Origin of the sequence: Porphyromonas vaginalis (assembly GCF_958301595.1) — a bacterium.
Classification (GTDB): Bacteria; Bacteroidota; Bacteroidia; order Bacteroidales; family Porphyromonadaceae; genus Porphyromonas; species Porphyromonas vaginalis.
Window position 1 is genome coordinate 2062410 of record NZ_CATQJU010000001.1, and the last position, 18056, is coordinate 2080465.

The 18056-nt window shown below is 54.7% G+C and carries 28 protein-coding genes; 26 read left to right on the forward strand and 2 right to left on the reverse strand.

The genetic code is table 11. The annotated features are described in order from the left end of the window. Nucleotides 1-71 precede the first annotated feature (71 nt). Nucleotides 72-1148 carry a type I restriction endonuclease gene (locus Q2J34_RS07965; protein WP_300969865.1) on the reverse strand — a complete coding sequence of 359 codons (1077 nt, stop codon included), beginning with the start codon at nt 1146-1148 and terminating at the stop codon, nt 72-74. 20 nt (nt 1149-1168) lie between these two features. Beyond that, entirely contained in the window at nt 1169-1915 is a 747-nt protein-coding gene (locus Q2J34_RS07970; protein ID WP_300969867.1) for a LexA family transcriptional regulator, read from the reverse strand. A 175-nt stretch (nt 1916-2090) separates the two neighbouring features. On the opposite strand from Q2J34_RS07970, the gene Q2J34_RS07975 reads away from it, so the two are divergent. From Q2J34_RS07975 to Q2J34_RS08100, 26 genes are all read left to right on the forward strand, one after another. Next, nucleotides 2091-2378 (forward strand): hypothetical protein, encoded by a 288-nt coding sequence (locus Q2J34_RS07975; RefSeq protein WP_300969868.1) that lies wholly within the window; start codon nt 2091-2093, stop codon nt 2376-2378. 18 nt (nt 2379-2396) lie between these two features. Beyond that, nucleotides 2397-2711 carry a hypothetical protein gene (locus Q2J34_RS07980; RefSeq protein WP_300969870.1) on the forward strand — a complete coding sequence of 105 codons (315 nt, stop codon included), beginning with the start codon at nt 2397-2399 and terminating at the stop codon, nt 2709-2711. Nucleotides 2712-2884: 173 nt separating this feature from the next. Next, nucleotides 2885-3229, forward strand: coding sequence for a hypothetical protein (locus Q2J34_RS07985; RefSeq protein WP_300969871.1), 345 nt, complete (start codon nt 2885-2887; stop codon nt 3227-3229). Between the two features lie 12 nt (nt 3230-3241). Then, entirely contained in the window at nt 3242-3472 is a 231-nt protein-coding gene (locus Q2J34_RS07990) for a hypothetical protein (RefSeq protein WP_300969872.1), read from the forward strand. A 4-nt stretch (nt 3473-3476) separates the two neighbouring features. Then, on the forward strand, nt 3477-3785 hold the full coding sequence (locus Q2J34_RS07995; RefSeq protein ID WP_300969874.1) for a helix-turn-helix domain-containing protein: 309 nt from the start codon (nt 3477-3479) through the stop codon (nt 3783-3785). A 9-nt stretch (nt 3786-3794) separates the two neighbouring features. Continuing rightward, a complete protein-coding gene (locus tag Q2J34_RS08000; protein ID WP_300969876.1) occupies nt 3795-4085 on the forward strand; it encodes a hypothetical protein in 291 nt (96 codons plus the stop codon). Further along, nucleotides 4072-4341: a hypothetical protein gene (locus Q2J34_RS08005; protein WP_300969877.1), complete on the forward strand. Its 270-nt coding sequence runs from the start codon at nt 4072-4074 to the stop codon at nt 4339-4341. The genes Q2J34_RS08000 and Q2J34_RS08005 overlap by 14 nt, the downstream gene beginning before the upstream one ends. After that, complete coding sequence (locus Q2J34_RS08010) at nt 4328-4579, forward strand: hypothetical protein (protein ID WP_300969878.1); 252 nt, start codon at nt 4328-4330, stop codon at nt 4577-4579. Before Q2J34_RS08005 ends, Q2J34_RS08010 begins: the two co-directional genes overlap by 14 nt. Nucleotides 4580-4582: 3 nt before the next feature. Further along, the gene (locus Q2J34_RS08015) at nt 4583-4930 is read left to right on the forward strand and encodes a hypothetical protein (RefSeq protein ID WP_300969879.1); all 348 of its coding nucleotides are present in this window, start codon (nt 4583-4585) and stop codon (nt 4928-4930) included. Continuing rightward, on the forward strand, nt 4927-5349 hold the full coding sequence (locus Q2J34_RS08020) for a hypothetical protein (protein WP_300969880.1): 423 nt from the start codon (nt 4927-4929) through the stop codon (nt 5347-5349). Before Q2J34_RS08015 ends, Q2J34_RS08020 begins: the two co-directional genes overlap by 4 nt. After that, nucleotides 5309-5665 carry a hypothetical protein gene (locus Q2J34_RS08025; protein WP_300969881.1) on the forward strand — a complete coding sequence of 119 codons (357 nt, stop codon included), beginning with the start codon at nt 5309-5311 and terminating at the stop codon, nt 5663-5665. The genes Q2J34_RS08020 and Q2J34_RS08025 overlap by 41 nt, the downstream gene beginning before the upstream one ends. 69 nt (nt 5666-5734) lie before the next feature. Next, the gene (locus Q2J34_RS08030) at nt 5735-6376 is read left to right on the forward strand and encodes an ERF family protein (protein ID WP_300969883.1); all 642 of its coding nucleotides are present in this window, start codon (nt 5735-5737) and stop codon (nt 6374-6376) included. Nucleotides 6377-6508: 132 nt separating this feature from the next. Next, nucleotides 6509-7426, forward strand: a complete 918-nt coding sequence (locus Q2J34_RS08035; RefSeq protein WP_300969884.1) for a PD-(D/E)XK nuclease family protein — start codon at nt 6509-6511, stop codon at nt 7424-7426. 18 nt (nt 7427-7444) lie between these two features. Then, nucleotides 7445-8098, forward strand: a complete 654-nt coding sequence (locus Q2J34_RS08040) for an ssDNA-binding protein (protein WP_300969886.1) — start codon at nt 7445-7447, stop codon at nt 8096-8098. Between the two features lie 2 nt (nt 8099-8100). Then, nucleotides 8101-10605, forward strand: a complete 2505-nt coding sequence (locus Q2J34_RS08045) for a virulence-associated E family protein (protein ID WP_300969887.1) — start codon at nt 8101-8103, stop codon at nt 10603-10605. Nucleotides 10606-11028: 423 nt separating this feature from the next. Beyond that, nucleotides 11029-11325: a VRR-NUC domain-containing protein gene (locus Q2J34_RS08050; RefSeq protein ID WP_300969888.1), complete on the forward strand. Its 297-nt coding sequence runs from the start codon at nt 11029-11031 to the stop codon at nt 11323-11325. Continuing rightward, entirely contained in the window at nt 11312-12757 is a 1446-nt protein-coding gene (locus Q2J34_RS08055) for an SNF2-related protein (protein WP_300969890.1), read from the forward strand. Before Q2J34_RS08050 ends, Q2J34_RS08055 begins: the two co-directional genes overlap by 14 nt. A 138-nt stretch (nt 12758-12895) precedes the next feature. Continuing rightward, nucleotides 12896-13180: a hypothetical protein gene (locus Q2J34_RS08060; protein WP_300969892.1), complete on the forward strand. Its 285-nt coding sequence runs from the start codon at nt 12896-12898 to the stop codon at nt 13178-13180. Nucleotides 13181-13238: 58 nt separating this feature from the next. Next, nucleotides 13239-13442, forward strand: coding sequence for a helix-turn-helix domain-containing protein (locus Q2J34_RS08065; protein ID WP_300969893.1), 204 nt, complete (start codon nt 13239-13241; stop codon nt 13440-13442). Between the two features lie 164 nt (nt 13443-13606). Beyond that, entirely contained in the window at nt 13607-14095 is a 489-nt protein-coding gene (locus Q2J34_RS08070; protein WP_300969895.1) for a terminase small subunit-like protein, read from the forward strand. A gap of 12 nt (nt 14096-14107) precedes the next feature. Beyond that, nucleotides 14108-15292: a PBSX family phage terminase large subunit gene (locus tag Q2J34_RS08075; RefSeq protein ID WP_300969897.1), complete on the forward strand. Its 1185-nt coding sequence runs from the start codon at nt 14108-14110 to the stop codon at nt 15290-15292. Then, entirely contained in the window at nt 15289-15663 is a 375-nt protein-coding gene (locus Q2J34_RS08080; protein WP_300969899.1) for a helix-turn-helix domain-containing protein, read from the forward strand. The genes Q2J34_RS08075 and Q2J34_RS08080 overlap by 4 nt, the downstream gene beginning before the upstream one ends. Then, the gene (locus Q2J34_RS08085; protein ID WP_300969901.1) at nt 15623-16996 is read left to right on the forward strand and encodes a phage portal protein; all 1374 of its coding nucleotides are present in this window, start codon (nt 15623-15625) and stop codon (nt 16994-16996) included. The genes Q2J34_RS08080 and Q2J34_RS08085 overlap by 41 nt, the downstream gene beginning before the upstream one ends. A 41-nt stretch (nt 16997-17037) precedes the next feature. Next, complete coding sequence (locus Q2J34_RS08090; RefSeq protein ID WP_300969902.1) at nt 17038-17463, forward strand: structural protein P5; 426 nt, start codon at nt 17038-17040, stop codon at nt 17461-17463. Beyond that, nucleotides 17460-17648 (forward strand): hypothetical protein, encoded by a 189-nt coding sequence (locus Q2J34_RS08095; protein WP_300969903.1) that lies wholly within the window; start codon nt 17460-17462, stop codon nt 17646-17648. The genes Q2J34_RS08090 and Q2J34_RS08095 overlap by 4 nt, the downstream gene beginning before the upstream one ends. After that, on the forward strand, nt 17636-18022 hold the full coding sequence (locus Q2J34_RS08100; protein ID WP_300969904.1) for a hypothetical protein: 387 nt from the start codon (nt 17636-17638) through the stop codon (nt 18020-18022). Before Q2J34_RS08095 ends, Q2J34_RS08100 begins: the two co-directional genes overlap by 13 nt. Nucleotides 18023-18056: the final 34 nt, after the last annotated feature.

Sequence of the window (18056 nt, forward strand, 5' to 3'; positions counted from 1 at the left end):
GAGGGGCGCATCGTGAGGTGCGCCCCTTTCTTGTACCATTTTCGTAGGGTCACGCAAAAGGTCGGTAGCCGTTACTTGTCGTACCGTTTTGCTATCTCGATCAGCTTGTCCTTATAGTTATAGATGTCGCTCAAGTCACCATCGACCAAGTCGACATTTTCCTCCAGCTTGTCCTCCGTGATAAATGAGATCCGCCGTATATCCCGATAATTAAATCTGAGTCGGCAGACCGTCTGAGTGACCTTGCCGTCAAGGATAACGGCAAAGTAATTCTTCGTGTCTTTGTAGGAGATGCGGTCGGGGCTAATGTACTCACTTAGGATAGCCCGACAGATATGGTACGCATCCAGCTCCTCATCGGTAGTCTCAATACCATTGTCAGCCACAGTCTCCTCCTGCTCATCGGTAGGCTCCTCAGTCGCTTTGTCCGCAGGCTCACTCTCCTTCATTGCGACCTTCAGACGATCAGCGATGATGTCGTTAATGTAGAGGGATATAGACCGCTTGAGGAGCGGTTGAAACTCCTCGACAACACGCTGAGTCACTATGCCCGTATACAATTGCTTGACGACATAGCGGGTAAAGTCGGGACTCGGGTCGGTTAATTCAGTTTGGATCACCGCCCGAAGCTCTCCGAGATACTTCAGCTCGTTAGCGGTCGAGAGGACGGTCTCGACGTTGAAGTACGACTTGTGGAATTTCTTCAGCTCCTCAATCTGAGCATCCTTCAGTGCCTGCAGGTTCACCTCGAGAAATGGGACGGTGTCCATTTGGTTGGGCTTCTCGAGGTCGGTATAAAATCGCCATATTATACCATTGGTCAGTACGCCAAACTTAGCCGTCGAGACCCCGAAGTATCTTAAGAGTTGATTGTCGTATAGCGACAAGTCCTGCGCCCAGTGCTTGCACTCGATCAGTATCACAGGTTCGCCATCCTTGAGGATCGCATAGTCGATCTTCTCGCCCTTCTTTGTGCCGATGTCGCAAGTATACTCGGGCAAGACCTCAGTCGGGTCGAAGACGTTGTACCCTAGAGCCGTAAGCATCGGCATAATCAGTGCGTTTTTGGTCGCCTCCTCGGTCTGCAGATTGTCCTTTAGCTTGTCAATCTTCTGTCCGATCTGGAGGATCATATCTTTTAAGTCCATATCTATATTAGTTGAGGTTGTTATGCGAAGTAAGCGATGCTGGCACGGACACGCCACAGCCCCACAACGTGGGAGATCGGGATCTCAAAATCCTCGTACTTGTCATTGTCCGAGCGAGCTATCCAGTACTCTCTGCGCTTTGCGGGATTGTCGTGCTTGTATAGACGCTTGACGTAGTCCGTCATTGCCTTTGGGTTGGGGTCGTCTGGGTCGTGCAGGACGATAGCGAAAGCCTCTCCAAAGGGTATCGACAATGGCTCATCGTGGCGAAACCACACTCGAGAGACCGCCAGCCGTGACCCCTGCGGAAAGGTCGGAGCCATCGAGTCTCCAACCACGGGAACAATCATATCAGCCCGCACATCGGGCATCGTCCATACGCTCTCTACCTCGTTCATCTCTTCTGCAAGCGGGTAGCCGTCATTGCCCCCCTTGAAAGGCTCTGAATACATCGGGATCAAGGCAACACCCAGCTCTTTAGCCAGCGACTTCGCTTTCTCCAGCTTATCCAGCGAGAACTCTGTCGGCTCCGTCCGTGGATCGTGACCGCCCAGCATATCGCCCTCGCCAGTGAGGAGCCAAGCGGAAGAAATCAAGAATTTATCTTGAATAGCCCTCGCCAGCTCATACGAGACGCTAGACTTACCAGCCTTTATGTCGTAAAACACTTGAGGAGTCTTGAGATTCAACTCCTTTGATATAGCATTGTAGCTCTTGCCTATATGCTCTCTTGCTTGTTCCAAGCGGGAAAATTGATCTTGTTTCATACTGATAGTAAGTAGGTTACGAGATTTGAGTGAGATTGTCTTCAAGAAATTCAAGAAAACGCTTGCGTGATTCAAGAATTCTCTGTACCTTTGCAGTAACAAAGTAAGGGAGTAGAACCTCCACCACATAAGTAACACCACAAAAGTAACGCAAACCAAGCAAGAAAACAAGACTATGACACAAGAAGAACTAAGAGAAAATCTAAAGCGCTACGACTTCGAGGGCGTAACGAATGAGAAACTGCTGGCGGTCAGAGACACCGCCAGGGATGTGCAGGAAAAGCTACATAGCATCTGCAATGAGCTACGCAACTACAACGACTTAGGCGTACTCTACGCCAACCCCGATGAGGTGAGAGACTGCGTAAAAGAGTGCCTCCAAGCACTCGCAGACGAGGAAGCTATGTACGGAACTTTTGTCAAGAGACTAGGAGATGAGATAGTCAAGAGACTAAACAAGTAACCACAAGCGGACAAGGATATGATACAGACAGTAACACTACACGAGATTGCAAGGGGGCTAAACAGTATCGATATTAAGGCGTACAGCCTATCATTTCTAATCACCTACAAGGCATACACCCACGAGGCTATAGTCAAGCTCGAGCGATCAGCAAGAGAGATCAAAGAGTACATGATCTTAGACATGCCAGCAGGAGATGCAGCATGCGTGGAGGTTAAAAACCTAAAGAATGAACTAGTATCTGGTATCGAGAGACAAGCAGAGGTCTACAGAGACCACCTCTCGAGCGTAGACAAGGAGATAACCAAGCGACTAGAGGCAACCGACAAATGATGGTAGTCAGCGTAGAGCAGAGACACCATCCAACAGTAGCTATGTACAACCTTTGCCTCTGACACTACGCACGAGAGACGCCACGGGGGCGTCCGTGAGGACTAGGGGCAATGCAAGCGCCCACCCCGTGCGTCGCTACTAACAACACAACCAACACACCAAACAATAAGACTATGAGACAATACAAGGAGAGCGAGTGGAGAGAGGAGTACGAGGAGCTCAATCGGGAGGGCAGGTGCTCAACGGAGATGGAGATATTCTGTAACGCTATGAGCATCAGCAGAGCTACAACACGAGGAGCAGTCCTCCACAGCTACTTCAGTCTGCCACCGGAAAATCAGCTTGACCGCCACTACATTCTAGATGCCCGCAAGCGACTTAAAGCTATCCGCAAGAAGCGCAAGAAGCGAGTAATAGACAAGATACGCCAGTGGCGCAAGTCAATCACCACGAGGATATACCGCTGGCAACTCCAGTGCGAGTACAAGCGGATCATGAGACACGACCAAACCAAATAACACAATAGAGCAATGAGCAAGACAAGAGAGCAAATCATCATCCCCGCACGGGATTATGAAAAGTACAAGCTCTGGACAGACATCAACAGAGCGTACGACAAGATGCGTCGGGACGAGCCCGACAAGAGTAATAACACCATACACACCTACATCGGTGCGACCTATGGCGTATCCATCAGCACCGTCATCAACGCAATCAGCAGATGCACGGAGACAACCAGTATAACACTAACACGGGAGTAAGACCATGGCAACAACATCAATTGACGACATAAAGCGCCAACTCGATCGAATCGAGCAGTACGCAGGCATCGCCTCAAAGGAGGTGCTCACGCTCGAGGAGACAATGATCTACACGGGGTGCGCACGCACGACCCTCTACCGCCTCACCAGTGCCAAAGAGATACCCCACTACAAGCTGGGGCAGGCGCTCCGCTTCAAAAAGTCCGAGCTGGACGAGTGGCTCACCCGCAACAAGGTAGCGACCGCCAAGGAGATCGAGAGCAAAGCCGTCACATACATGACGCTCAAGGATAAGGGCTACGCCCGCAAATAGACCAAGAATATGACACCGCAAGGACTAACTAAGCTGAAAGAACTAGCGACTGAAGTAGACGAACTCCTATCTAAGACTAAAGGGCTGGTGACACGTATCCGAAATTTCTACGGATATGAGGAGGACGTCTTAGACTGGGACGCCCATATGCAACTATTAAACGCAGGTGCCGCAATGAAAGATGCTGTACCGTGTATGAAAGATGCTCTCTTAGGGCTACAGAAAGCGTACAACGCTGAGGAGGAGGATATGAAGTTTAACAATGTACTACCAGACGACCAAGACGATGACGAAAGATGAACTGATAAACGGGCTCCTTGACTGGGCTGCCGAGGACGAGGACAATCTCAGCGTGATGATTATCGCAGGAGACGCTACTGGCGTCAACGTGGCTGGCAACTGGTCTGAAGATAATGATAACATGCTCAGAGCCATGACTACGGCCATGTGCACGAATGAATACGTAAGAGATGTATGCGCTAAAGCACTGGAACTAGCAAGGTTACAAGAAGTAACAAAGACAATTATAGCAAACGACTACTATGACAAAGAATAGACTGGTAACGATTGAAAGCTGGCTCCGAGTGCTGGGGCTGGCGTTGCTGGGCGGTGTGGGCTTTTGCCTATTGCTGCATGACCTAGACGCAGGCACCCCCACCTTGTCGATGGGCTGGAGCATCCTCGCCCGCATCGCAGGCGCAGGCATCCTCTACCTAGCATGCAAGGTCGGCAAGGCACTACACAAGTGGGGTATGCTACCGACAATACTAACGGATAACGGACAAAACGACTGAGCTATGATGACTGAAGATCTAAAGCGTAGCCAAGAGAGCTACCTGCAAAAGGTGCTGGACATAGCACGAGAGATACCAGCACAGAGAGGGGCTAGCCTGCAGAAGCAGTACTACGCACTCAAGGATATAACCAACGGACTGAGAGTAGCGATCCAAGGGCTAATCGACCTGCAGAGGCTATACGCCCCCGACAAGATAAGCTTCAAGCTCCTCCCCCTCTCAGAGACACTCGAGGACTACCACAGCATCGCCCGCACAGCATCCATCGACACGATACGAGCTATCGAGAGGGTTATAGCCTCCGAGATGCGCCAGCTAGAGGAGCCAGACGGAAACCAAACAGAGCAATGATAGACTACGACAGCGACATCTCCGTCACACGACTAGACACGGGAGAGATAGCCCACATACGGTACGAGCAGACAGACGACTATCCACGCCTAGCCGACCGACTGAGAGTCACGGCATACGACCAAGCGAGAGACCTCGCACAAGACTGTCGCACGTTACTCGGTGATACGATCGAGCTACTAGACCACGCCCGAGTAGGACTCACCGACGAGGAGGAGGCACTACTGGACAAGATAGTTGACGCATCACGCAGGGCGCACACGGCACTCCGAGAGACGTTCAGCGGACTGGAGGAGTGGAACCAACTCGATGGGCGCAAAGCACTCAATGAGCGCAAAGCACTCAATGAGCGCATGAAACAACAAACACAACAGAGCAATGGACAAGCAGGTACAAGAGATCACAACCAACGTGACTGAGACGGGAGAGATCCAGCTCGTACAGTACGACTGGACACCCGACAAGGAGGACTTTCCACGCCACGCAGACGTGCTGAGATACACGGCATACGACCAAGCGAAAGACCTCACAAGCGCACTCGACAAGACGCTCTGCAATACAATCGAGCAACTACACGAGGAGCAAGACGACCTCACAGGCGTGGAGCAGGCACGACTGAACGAGATATACACCACGATGCACAGAGCGTACACAGCTCTCAAGGACACGATCAGCGGGCTATGGGAGTGGCACGTCGCCGTGGATCGCACGCCACAGAGCGCATGGCGCAAATAGACAAGGCTCTCAAGGACTTAGAGGAGAGCGACAAGACAGACAATATCAACCAATAACACAATAAAGACAATGGACGCAATAAGCATCAAGCAAGGAGCGCACAGCGCACTACTACTACACCTCGCACAGATACAGAGCGAGCTGAAAGCACCCAAGGGGCAATACAACAAGTTTGGCGGTTTCAAATATCGCAGTTGCGAGGACATACTCGAGGCGGTCAAGCCTCTACTCAAGGAGCTGGGACTAGTTCTCCTCATCACGGACGACATTGTCCAGATAGGCGAGCGGTACTACGTCCGAGCCACCGCCACAATATACGACAGCGAGGGGAGCTACATTAGCAACTCAGCTCTCGCACGTGAGGATGCAAACAAGGGCAAGATGGACGGCTCACAAATGACTGGCTCCGCCAGCTCATACGCCCGCAAGTACGCCCTCAACGGACTCTTCGCCATCGATGACACCAAAGACGCAGACACGGACGAGTACACCAAGGCGCAGGAGGGCAAGAAGTCGACAGCCAAAGCAACGGCACAGCCAGCCTTCACGGACGAGATCAAAGGCACACTAGCCAAGGCGCAGACGGTGCAGGAGCTGGTGGAGACCTTCGGACGGCTCCCGCAGGCACTACGAGACAGCGCAGAGGTCAAGAGCTACTGCGCTCAGCTCAAGAGCAACCTAGAGACCCCGCAACCAGCGACCAAAAAATAGATGCGCATCTATTGAACAAAAGACCTAGGTCTATCGAACAATAGACACCTGTCTATCAATCAATAGACACCTATCTATCAATCAATAGACAGCTGTCTAATTTCAACCAATCCAAAGCAAGCAAAAAAGAAAATGAAAGCAACCGACTTAACCACCTCCCCGATCTTCTTTGACCCCGAGGTACACGAGTATCTCCTTATCGGGAGGGACTTCTCAACAATAGCCTACAGCGGGGTCACCTCCATACTCAGTCAAGTACTCTTCCCAAACAAGTACAAGGACGTGGACGAGGACGTGCTGGCGAGAGCAGCCGCACGTGGCACACGCATCCACGAGCTATGTCAAGCCACCGACACGAGAGCCACGGAGCCACGGGAGGGCGACGACCAATATGTCTCTGAGGTGACCAATTACGAGTTACTCAAGCTGAGCAACGACATCACCATGGTCGCCAACGAGTACCTCGTGAGCCGTGACGATTGGGGCATAGCTAGTCAGATAGACTGCGTGGACAGCGAGGGAAATTTATACGACATCAAGACCACCTACCGACTAGACACGGAGTACGTGTCGTGGCAACTATCCTTCTACGCTGAGATGTACGAGGCGCAGAATCCAACGCTCAAGGCGGGCAAGCTCTACGCCATCTGGCTACGAGGTGCCGAGTGCAAGCTCGTCGAGGTGCCACGCAAGACGCCTGCGCAGATCCAGCAGGTCATAGACGCATGGCAGGCGGACGTGACACTCACGACAGCCGATGGAGACGACATAGACCGCCTCGTAGCTATCGAGGAGCAGATCGCCATCCTCAAGGACGCACTCAGCGAGCTAGAGATCAAGCGCACCCAAGCACTTGAGCCGATACGTGCGAAGATGGACGAAGACGGAGTCAAGAGCGTGGACAACCCCCGCATTAAGATCACCCTCGTAGCGGACAGCACCTCCACACGCTTCGACTCCAAGCGGTTCAAAGCTGACCACAGCGACCTTTTCGCCCAGTACAGCACGGAGACAACACGTGCAGGCTATATCAAGACAACACTCATCTAATTTTTAACCGATACAATTATGACAATCCAACCAAAGAGCAAGGAAACAGTAGCATGGTCGGGCGAGTGCCCGATCACTTACGTAGACTTTGACACCCCCCGAGAGCCACGATTCGAGGGACAGAAGCCCCAGTACCAGTGCATCGTCCTCATTGACAAGCAGGACAAAGCGACACTCAAGGCTATCGGAGAGGCAATCGAAGTAGCCAAGGGCAAGCTCACGGACACAGACCCCGCCGAGCCTTTCGCACCGCTCCTCAAGGATGGTGACGAGCGCACGGACAAAAATGGCGATCCAGTCGAGGCTTTTGCGGGCAAGTGGTACTTCACTGCAAAGAGCAGCGAGAAGCCCAACGTCTACAAGCTCACCGACACGGGAGCCGAGCCAGCAGCAGCGGGCGAGGTGACCAACTGGGACAAGGGTCAGGTGGTCGTATACTTCAACGCATACGACTTTCAGGGGCGCAAGGGCATCTCGGCACGACTTCTAGGCTTTTGCAAGACTGGCACTACACGAGAGAGCAAGGCACCGATGCCAGCCGACGCCATGTTCGGACACCTCGGAGCCACGGCTCCAGCCAACAGCCAACAGCCAACGGCTAACAGCCAACCACTGCAGACGGGCTTCAACCCCAACGCACAAGTAAGTGTCAACGACGACTTCCCCTTCTAGCCATGGTCACACCCGACTCTACATATACTATCGCAGTAGGGCGGTCAAGGCGGGACACCGAGTGGCACAACACAGCGGTCACGTGGGGCAAGCTCAAGGAGCTACTCCAGCACCGACGCACAGCCTGCACCCTTAGAGAGTATCAACAACTCTCTAAGGAGGAGCAGGGGCGCATCAAGGACGTGGGGGGCTTCGTGGGCGGTGAGCTTAAGGCGGACGGCAGGCGCACAGCCGACAATATCAAGTGTCGCACGCTCCTGACGATAGACGTGGATCACGCTACCAAGCTACCAACCAAGATAGCACCGCACTATGCCCTCATCGTCTACTCCACACACAGCCACACACCCGAGGCACCTCGCTATCGGGTGGTGGCACCCCTATCACGACCATGCAACGACATCGAGTACCAAGCGGTGGCGCATCGCATGGCGGAGGGGCTGGGCGTGGACATAGTCGATATGACCTCCTGCGAGCCGTCACGACTCATGTACTGGGCGGCTGCACCTCGGGACGCTGAGACCTACTACTACCAGCAGGACGGAGAGCCAGTAGACGTGGACGCTATGCTCGCCACCTACAAGGACTACACCAACACAGCCGAGTGGGCAGGCGCACCACGAGTGGGCAGACCACGCACCACACCGCGAGGTGCATCGGCACGGATGGAGGATCCACGCATCAAGGACAACATCGTCGGCTCATGGTGCCGTACCTACGACTGCATCGACGTACTCGAGCAGATGATCCCTAACCTTTACAAGCCAGCGGGCTTCAACAGATACACCCACATAGGCTCCTCATCGTGGGGCGGGCTTTGCATCTACGACAACGGCACATTCTGCTACTCATTCCACAACACCGACCCCATAGGCGGGCAACTGCTCAACGCATGGGATCTGTACAGACTGACGCACTACGCACACCTAGATGCACGAGCAGCAGCCACCACACGAGCCGACAGACTACCCAGTTACACAGCTATGGCAGAGTACGCACTAACGATTCCCGAGGTCAAGCGGGACTACCTCGCACATACCAAGGCACGCAACACGGCAGACCTCGCAGAAGTGGGATTTTCTTTTTCGGAAACAACCACTCCAGCAGAGGACACGGACAACGAGGACGATCCCGACAGCTGGCTCAGCGAGCTAGCGACAGACGCCAAGGGCAACATCGCCAACACGCTGACCAACTACGCTCTAATCCTCAAGCACGACCCCAACGCTATCAAAGGGCGGGTCGTTTACGATGAGTTCAGAGGAGAGAAGCGGGTCATCGGTGACCTACCGTGGGAGCGCACAGACAGCACCTCGTGGACTGACGCTGACACAGCCTGCCTAGCTCTCTACATAGACCGCACCTACAAGCTACGGAGCAAGGACTATCTGACGATGATGCTCGATGCCGTCACGCAGGGCAACGACTTCAGACGCAACGTGGTGCAGGAGTTTATCGAGCGGGAGCGATGGGACGGCACGCAACGAGTGGACAACCTCTTCATCAAGTACCTCGGGGCGGAGGACAACGACTACAGCCGTATGATCACCCGCAAGAGCCTCGTCGCCTGCGTGGCACGAGCCTACAAGCCCGGCATCAAGTACGACCAGATCACCGTACTCGTAGGCTCCCAAGGTATCGGCAAGTCGTCAATCTTACGCAAGCTGGCAGGCGGGGGCGACCTCTTTATGGACAGCTTCACGATGGACGCACGCTCCAATAAGATGCAGGAGAGCGTCCGAGGAGCGTGGATCATAGAGATCCCCGAATTGGAAGGCTTTTATAAGCAAGACATGAATGTTATCAAGTCCTTTGTCAGCAAGCAGAGCGACACCTATCGACCAGCCTATGGGCGGGAGCAGATCAAGGTACCACGCACATGCGTCTTCTTCGCCACGACCAACGAGGGGGACTTCCTCCGAGACAGCAGTGGCAACAGACGCTTTTGGATCCTCCAGTGCGGGGAGCCACAAGCACCGCTCAGCGAGCTAACCGCCAGCGAGGTGGCGCAGGTATGGGCGGAGGCTAAGGTCATCTGGGACGGAGGCAAGGAGCGACTATACCTTAACAAGGAGGAGAGCAAGGAGCTAGCCAAGCGACAGCGAGAATACGATATGGACAACGACCTACTGGGAGAGCTACAAGCCTTCCTCGAGATACGACTCCCAGCCGACTGGGAGGAGTACAGCAAGCTAGAGCGACGAGCCTACATACAAGCACGCAAGAGCGGTGCAGCCTACACTCGCACGGAGATGGCGGGAGGCAACCTCGTCACCGTCAAGGTCGACGGCGTATGCCCCCGCATCGAGATCTCAGCCGTCGAGGTACTCAACGAGTTCTTCGGTGAGGACAACGGGCGGGCGAATATCCAAACACGGAAGGCGAACAACCTACTCCGTAAGCTAGATGGCTGGCGAGAGTCGGGAGAGAGGATAACCCTCACGGGAGGGTACGGACGGCAGAAAGTATTCGCAAAAGATCTGACAAATGGGATGGGAGAAAAGTAGTGGCTTATTAAGTGGCTTATTAGGTGGCTTATTAGTGGCGTATGAATTTAATAAGCCAGCAAAAACGGCTTACTGGCTTATTCGAAAAAGCGAATAAGCCACCATAATAAGCCACAGCCAAACGCAACAAAAACAAGCAATTACAACTTCAATGGCTTATTGGATTACTAATTCTGAATGTTTGAGGAAAAGGGCAATCTACATACAGATAATTGAATATTGGGGTATGTACAGACGGTAGGCGCTCAATACGTGCGCGTGCGAGGATTAATAAGCCACCAAATCGGAGGAACGGAGAAATCGGAGCGGAGACACTACACGTGCGAGAGCAACAACGAGCAGAAAGACCCCAAGGAGCGCAAAACAACCTTCGAGGGGATAACTACACAAGACAATAACGAAACGAGCTAGAAACGCAAGGAAATGAGCAAAACGAGAGAGTACAGCGAGAAGTACCTAGAGCGTAAGCTGGTCGAGCGGATAAAAGCACACGGGGGGCTTTGTCTGAAGTTCGCCTCGGTCACCGAGGCAGGCTACCCCGACCGCCTTTGTCTGATGCCCCACGGCAGGACGCTGTGGGTCGAGCTGAAGACAACGGGGCGCAAGCCGACCAAGCTACAAGAGATACGACACCAAGAGCTACGAGAGCGTGGCTTTGCCGTCTACGTCGTGGACGATATGATAACCTTAGAGCAGGCAGTGAGAGATGCTACAGCGTAACCAATTACACGAGTACCAAGAGCGGGCGGTCGAGTGGATCAAGACGCACAAGAGTTGTGCGCTATTTCTCGAGATGGGACTAGGCAAGACCGTCAGCACACTAACAGCTATCGCAGAGCTTAAGGAGGCGGGAGCCGTCTCCTCCGTGCTGGTGATAGCCCCCAAGCGAGTAGCCGAGCGGACGTGGACGGACGAGATAGAGAGATGGGCGCATCTCGCAGGGCTGACAGCCGTCAAGATCCTCGGCACCCCAGCGCAACGGCTCAAGGCACTCAGCACGCCAGCGGACATACACATCATCAATCGAGACAACGTGGCGTGGCTGGACAAGGTGCTGTCGGTACCGCTCAAGCCCTTTCCATTTGACACCCTAGTCATCGATGAGCTGAGTAGCTTCAAAGCATACGGCACGCAACGCTTTAAGGCAATGAAGCACCTCCGCACGAGGTTCAACCGCATCATCGGACTAACGGGTACGCCCTCGCCAAACTCACTGATGGACATTTGGAGCCAGCTCTACATCCTTGACGGTGGCGAGCGTCTCGGGGAGTACATAACCAAGTACCGACAGACCTACTTCACGCCAGGGCGAGGTCGTGGGCATATCGTCTACGAGTGGATTCTCAAGCCGTGGGCATCGGACGCTATCTACGAGCGCATCGGTGACATCTGTATGAGCATGAGAGCCGAGGACTACCTCTCGCTCCCGCCCGTCAACTACGTCAACGTGTCGGTCGGTCTGACGGACAAGGAGCGCAAGGAGTACCGAGACTTCAAGCGGGACAACGTCCTCCCGACCGCTGACGGAGTCATCACCGCCAGCAACGCAGGCGTCCTCTGTGGCAAGCTCCAGCAGTGGACGGGGGGAGCCATATACACTGAGGAGGGGGCAGTCGCTCCCACGACACCTGCCAAGCTGGAGCGACTCAAGGAGATGCTCGAGGAGATACACACCCCCGTCATCATCGCCTACCACTACAAGCACGAGCTGGCACGACTGAGAGCTGAGTTCCCGCAGTCTAAGACGATAGACGAGGCGGGAGTCTTTGACGCTTGGAATCGTGGCGAGGTGCCTATCCTCCTCGGTCACCCCGCCAGCATCGGTCACGGACTCAACCTCCAGCGAGGCGGTCACACGATCATTTGGTACACCCCCACGTGGAGCCTCGAGCTATACGAGCAGTTCAACGCCCGCCTCGCCCGCCAAGGGCAGACGGAGCGAGTGACCATCTACCACCTCATAGCCGACGGCACCATTGACCAGCGAGTGCTGAGCGTCCTCGCCCGCAAGTCCACGATTCAAGACGCACTCATGGACGAGCTCAAGGCGGACAGCCCGACCAAGCCCCAGCGCCCGAGCAAGCCCCAACCGACAGCCACCCGACCGCTTGCTGTAGCCATTTCCAGCCCCCGCACCCCACCGCCCTTTTGATCCCACAAAAGAAATCGCAAATTAGTAGGCAGAAAATTTGGCAGTATAGAAAATTCTTCGTATCTTTGCAATAGCAAAGGGGGAGAGATACCCACCCGAGCAACTAACAAGACTAATAACCAACAAACAAATACTACTATGATTACCTACAAGCACTACAACAACTACAATGACTTCGCAGAGGCTAACAACGAGGACTGGCTAGAGAGCTACCTCTACTTCAACAAGCCAAACGCATCACACGATGCAGAGGGCATCAACGAGGCGATGCCAGCAGACGAGCAGGAGGAGCTCCGAGAGGCTATCGAGAGCAAGGGGCTAGAGCAGGCACTAGAGGACATCTTCGGCAACCTAACCTGCGTACAGATCGAGGGCGGTCACACGGGACGTGAGGAGGACACGATCTGGTACTACATCAACTAACAGCAGGCAGATGGGCGGGGCAACACGCCCCGCCACTGCTATCTAAAAGGACAAATAAATGACAGCAGAAGAGATACAGCAGGCAGCTGGCAGGCTCCGTGAGGAGCAAGGAATAACTAAATACCGAGTAGCGCAGGACGGAATCTTCAGCAGTTGCAACACACTCACACGCTTCGAGTCGGGCGAGCAGACAGCCCGACTAAAGTCGGTCGAGCGCTACCTAGACTACCTAGGCTATAAGTTGGTGATCGTCCCCAAGTAGACGACCGCCACGACAACCACGAGAGAGGAGTGCCACACCACGGCACCCCTCTTTTTTTTTGCGCTTTGTTACTTCATATTAAATACGTATCTTTGTGGTATACAGATAGATAGCGCAAACGTAGATAGTGAAACGACAAGAGTAGATAAATAGAGCAGCGGGCAATGAAGTACAAGAAGGAGATCATCGAGATAATAAGGGCGAGCATCACGGCAGGCGAGACGTACAAGCAGGCATACACACGGGCAGGGATCACAGAGAGTACCTTCCACGAGTGGAGAAATAAGCACCCCGAGTTTGCCGAGATGATCAAGGAGGCGGAGGAGACGCACCGACTCTCCAAGCAGTCCGAGACGGAGGTGAGCGTCCACAAGGCAGCCTGCGGGTACGAGTTTACCGAGGTACGCACTGAGTACGGTGTCGGAGCCAACGGGCAACCGATCATCACCAAGCAAGTCAAGACCGTCAAGCACTTCCCGCCAAACGTGCAGGCGGCTAAGATGGAGCTACTCAACCTCGCCCCTGAGAAGTGGGGCAACAGTCCGATGGACGACAACTTCGCAGGCGTCCGAGTGGAGGTTGTCACAGCACAGCCAGCGCAGGACAAGGAGCAGGACAAGGAGCAGGAGCAACCAGCACAGAGCAACAAGTAAGACCACATCACCGTGCAGACCATACAGACCACTGAGATATACACCCGACTGGACACAGCGGTACGAGAGGGGTACACAGCTATCTCCCTCCAAGGGTCGGCACGATCGGGCAAGACCTACAACGTGATGATATGGCTCATCCTCTACGCTCTGAGAGTACCCAGCATCAAGATAAGCGTGGTACGTGCCACCCTCCCTGCCCTCAAGGGGTCGGTGCTGGAGGACTTCGAGGCGATTATGCGAGAGCTCGGAGTCTACAACGAGAGGCACTTCAACAAGACCGACCTTGTCTATTGGTTCAAGACACGTAGCACCATCGAGTTCTTCTCCGCATCGGACGAGCAGAGACTGAGAGGTCGCAAGCGGGACATTCTCTTCGTTAACGAGGCTAACGAGCTAACGGCAATCCAATTCCAGCAACTCAAGATGCGTACGACACGGCTCACGATCGTGGACTACAACCCCTCATTCAGCGAGGAACACTGGATCGCCAAAGACCTCAACAAGGACCCCCGCACATACCACTTCGTCAGCACGTACAAAGACAATCCATTCCTCGAGCAGACCGTCATCGACGAGATCGAGAGCCTCCAGCACAAGAATCTCAGCCTTTGGCAGATCTTCGGTGAGGGCAAGATGGCGCAGATAGAGGGACTAGTCTTTACCAACGTGACCACCATCGAAGCCTTCCCCGACCACATCACGCGCACCATCCTCGGCATAGACTTCGGCTTTACGAACGACCCGACCGCCATCGTCGAGGTCGCCTACGACAAGGAGGCACTCTACATCAGCGAGGTCTGCTATCGCACCGAGATGCTACAGCAGGACATCATCAAGGTACTCAAGGAGCATCCCCGCACCAAGGTCGTCAGTGAGAGTGCCGACCCCCGCCTCATCGAGGAGATATACAGAGCTGGCGTCAACATCCACCCAGTCCGCAAGTACGCTGGCAGTATCGAGGCGGGCATAGCGTGGATGCTCCAGCACCCCCTACGAGTCACCGCACACAGCACCAACGTCCTCAAGGAGCTACACAACTACGTCTACTCACAGGACAAGGAGGGCAAGCTCCTCAACACCCCAATCGATGCGTACAACCACGCCATCGACGCCACCCGCTACGTCTGCATGACGGAGTGGATGGGCGGGAAAAAGAAGCCCATCAACCTCAAGAAGTTAGCGCAAATCGTATGAGTCAGCCACAATGGCTCGCCAAGTACAGCGAGCGACAGCAAGCCACCAGCCAGCAGGCTATCGAGCGAGCAACGGACATCGTCCAGCGAGCAACGGGCAAGCCACGGAGCTACTACACGACACGCTCCCGCAAGGTCGAGTTTGTCGCCTATCGTGCGCTCTTCGCCTACCTAGCCGTGGAGATGGGAGCCAGCTACGTAGCAGTCGGCAAAGCACTCGGCAGGACGCACGCCACAGCCATCCACGCTTACGACACCTACACCATCTACGCCACCACATGGGAGCCTCTAGCCACGCTCCGTGAAAAAGTCATTAACCTATCCAACACCAATGCAAAACATCGACGAAATACTAAGTCTCGCACCCGCTGAGGCGGTCAAGAAGCTGAAGAGCAAAGCCTTCACCCCGCCAGCGTGGAGCGACCTCGTCAAGGAGTACGACCCCGCACAGCATCCAGTTACGAACAAGGGCAAATACCCCGACGCAGTAACCCCCGACGGCAAGCTCGAGGAGGTAACACGCATCACGCTCAACTACCAGCAACTAGCCACCAAGCGCATGAGCGAGCTAGTATGCGGTATCCCCGTCAAGCGCATCTACAGCCCCGAGGACGACCGCCAGCGTGAGGCGAGCGAGTGCCTAGAGGCTATCTTCCAACGCAACCGCATCGACTCGGTCAACATCGAGCGGTGCAACGCCCTCTTCAGCGGTTGCGAGATCCTCACCCTTTGGTACCCCACCAAGGAGCCTAACAAGCTCTACGGCTTCGACAGCGACCTCAAGATCCGATGCCAGACCTACAGCCCACGAGAGGGCGCACAGCTCTACCCACTATTCCACGAGGGCGACCTCATAGCCCTCAGCATCGAGACGACACGCACCGAGGACCGGGAGGACATCCGCTACCTAGACACCTACACACGAGACAGCCACATCACCTACCGAGAGGGCAAGGGTGGCTGGCAGGTAGACAAGGAGGAGCCGATCAAGCTCGGCAAGATACCCGCCATCTACTGCATGCGCCCCACACCGATATGGGAGGACACGAGCCGACTAGTCTACGAGATGGAGTGGGCATTGTCACGCAACGGAAATTACCTGCGGAAAAACTCCAAGCCGATCTTCGCAGTCTTTGCCGACGAGGAGGTCTACTTCGGAGGCGAGGAGAGCGAAAACAAGGAGTACAGAGCGGTCGTGCAGTACCCCAAGGGTAGCACCGCAGGCTACCTCACGTGGAGCCAGGCGATTGACTCGCTCAAGTTCTACATCGCTGAGCTACGCCAATCATTCTTCACTCAGCTCCAGCTCCCCGACTGGAGCTACGAGTCGATGAAGTCCACACCGATGAGTGGCGAGAGTCGCAAGCAACTATTCATTGACGCACAGCTCAAGGTCACCGAGGAGAGCGGGCGACTGCTAGAGTTTTACGACCGTGAGGTGAGCGTTGTCAAGGCATACCTCGCCATGCTCCGCCCCGACCTGACGGACGCTATCGAGGCACTCCCCGTGGAGGTCGTCATAACCCCCTACCAAATCACGGAGCAACGAGACACCATCACCGAGCTACTAGCCGCCAACGGCAACAAGCCCCTCATCTCGCACCGTGAGTCTATCGAGCAACTCGGCTGGAGTACCAACGCCAGCGACACGCTCGAGGAGATCCAGCAGGAGAGTACGCTCAACGCTTACGAGATAGCGGAGTAGCGGGGCTAGAGATTAGAAATTAGAGATTAGAAGATAGAACTATGCCTAGAGGAATACGCAATAATAACCCACTCAACATTCGGAGGAGTACCGACAAGTGGCTCGGACTTAGCCCCACACAGCGAGACCCTGCCTTTTTCCAATTCGTCGACCTTGTCTACGGCTATCGAGCCGCAGGCAAGCTCCTCCAAAACTACCAACGGCTCCACAAGCTCTACAACCTTAACGGACTAATAGCCCGCTGGGCACCAGCCAAGGAGAACAACACCAAAGCGTACGTGGCACGAGTCGCCCGTGAGCTATCCACGCAGGCTGGCAGGATGATAGACGGAGAGACGCACCTTGACCTCATCCACGACAAGGAGCTACTCCGCAAAACCATCATCGCCATGCACATCGTGGAGAACGGACTGCGCCCCACAGCCAGCCAGCTGGAGGCACTAGACAAAGGACTATCGATGCTATGATCCAAAACTTCCAGCGAGTAATAGACGAGCGTCAAGCACGCTACGACGAGGCGGTACGCATCTACGCATACAATCGCCAGTGGCTATCGCACAGCGACAGCGTGAGCGCATCACAGCACCGCACAGCCGTGTCGAGAGACGTCATCAAGCGTGAGTGCATAAGAGCTGGAGTATGGGACGACTAGCACGAGAGATCGCAACCGTTGCACTATTTGCAACAGTTGCCAGTTGCGCCCCACGCTACATCCCCGTCAATCACTACATCGAGACGGAGCGTATCAAAGTCGAGCGGGACAGCGTACACTACACCGACACTATCCGCATTGCAGAGAGAGGCGACACGGTTCTTGTGGAGGTCGTCAAGTGGCGCACACGCTACAAGACCGCCACGGACACGCTCGTCAAGGTAGACACGATCAAACTACCGCCCCAGTTTCTCGCACAGCCAGCCCCCGAGCGACAGCCGTGGTGGCGCAGGTGGCTCACAGCCATCGGTGCCATCGTCCTCGTAGGAGCGGGAGCAATAGCCATCTACAAGCTGATAAGAGTGCTCCAATAGCCAACAGCCAACCGCTAATAGCCAACAGCCAAAC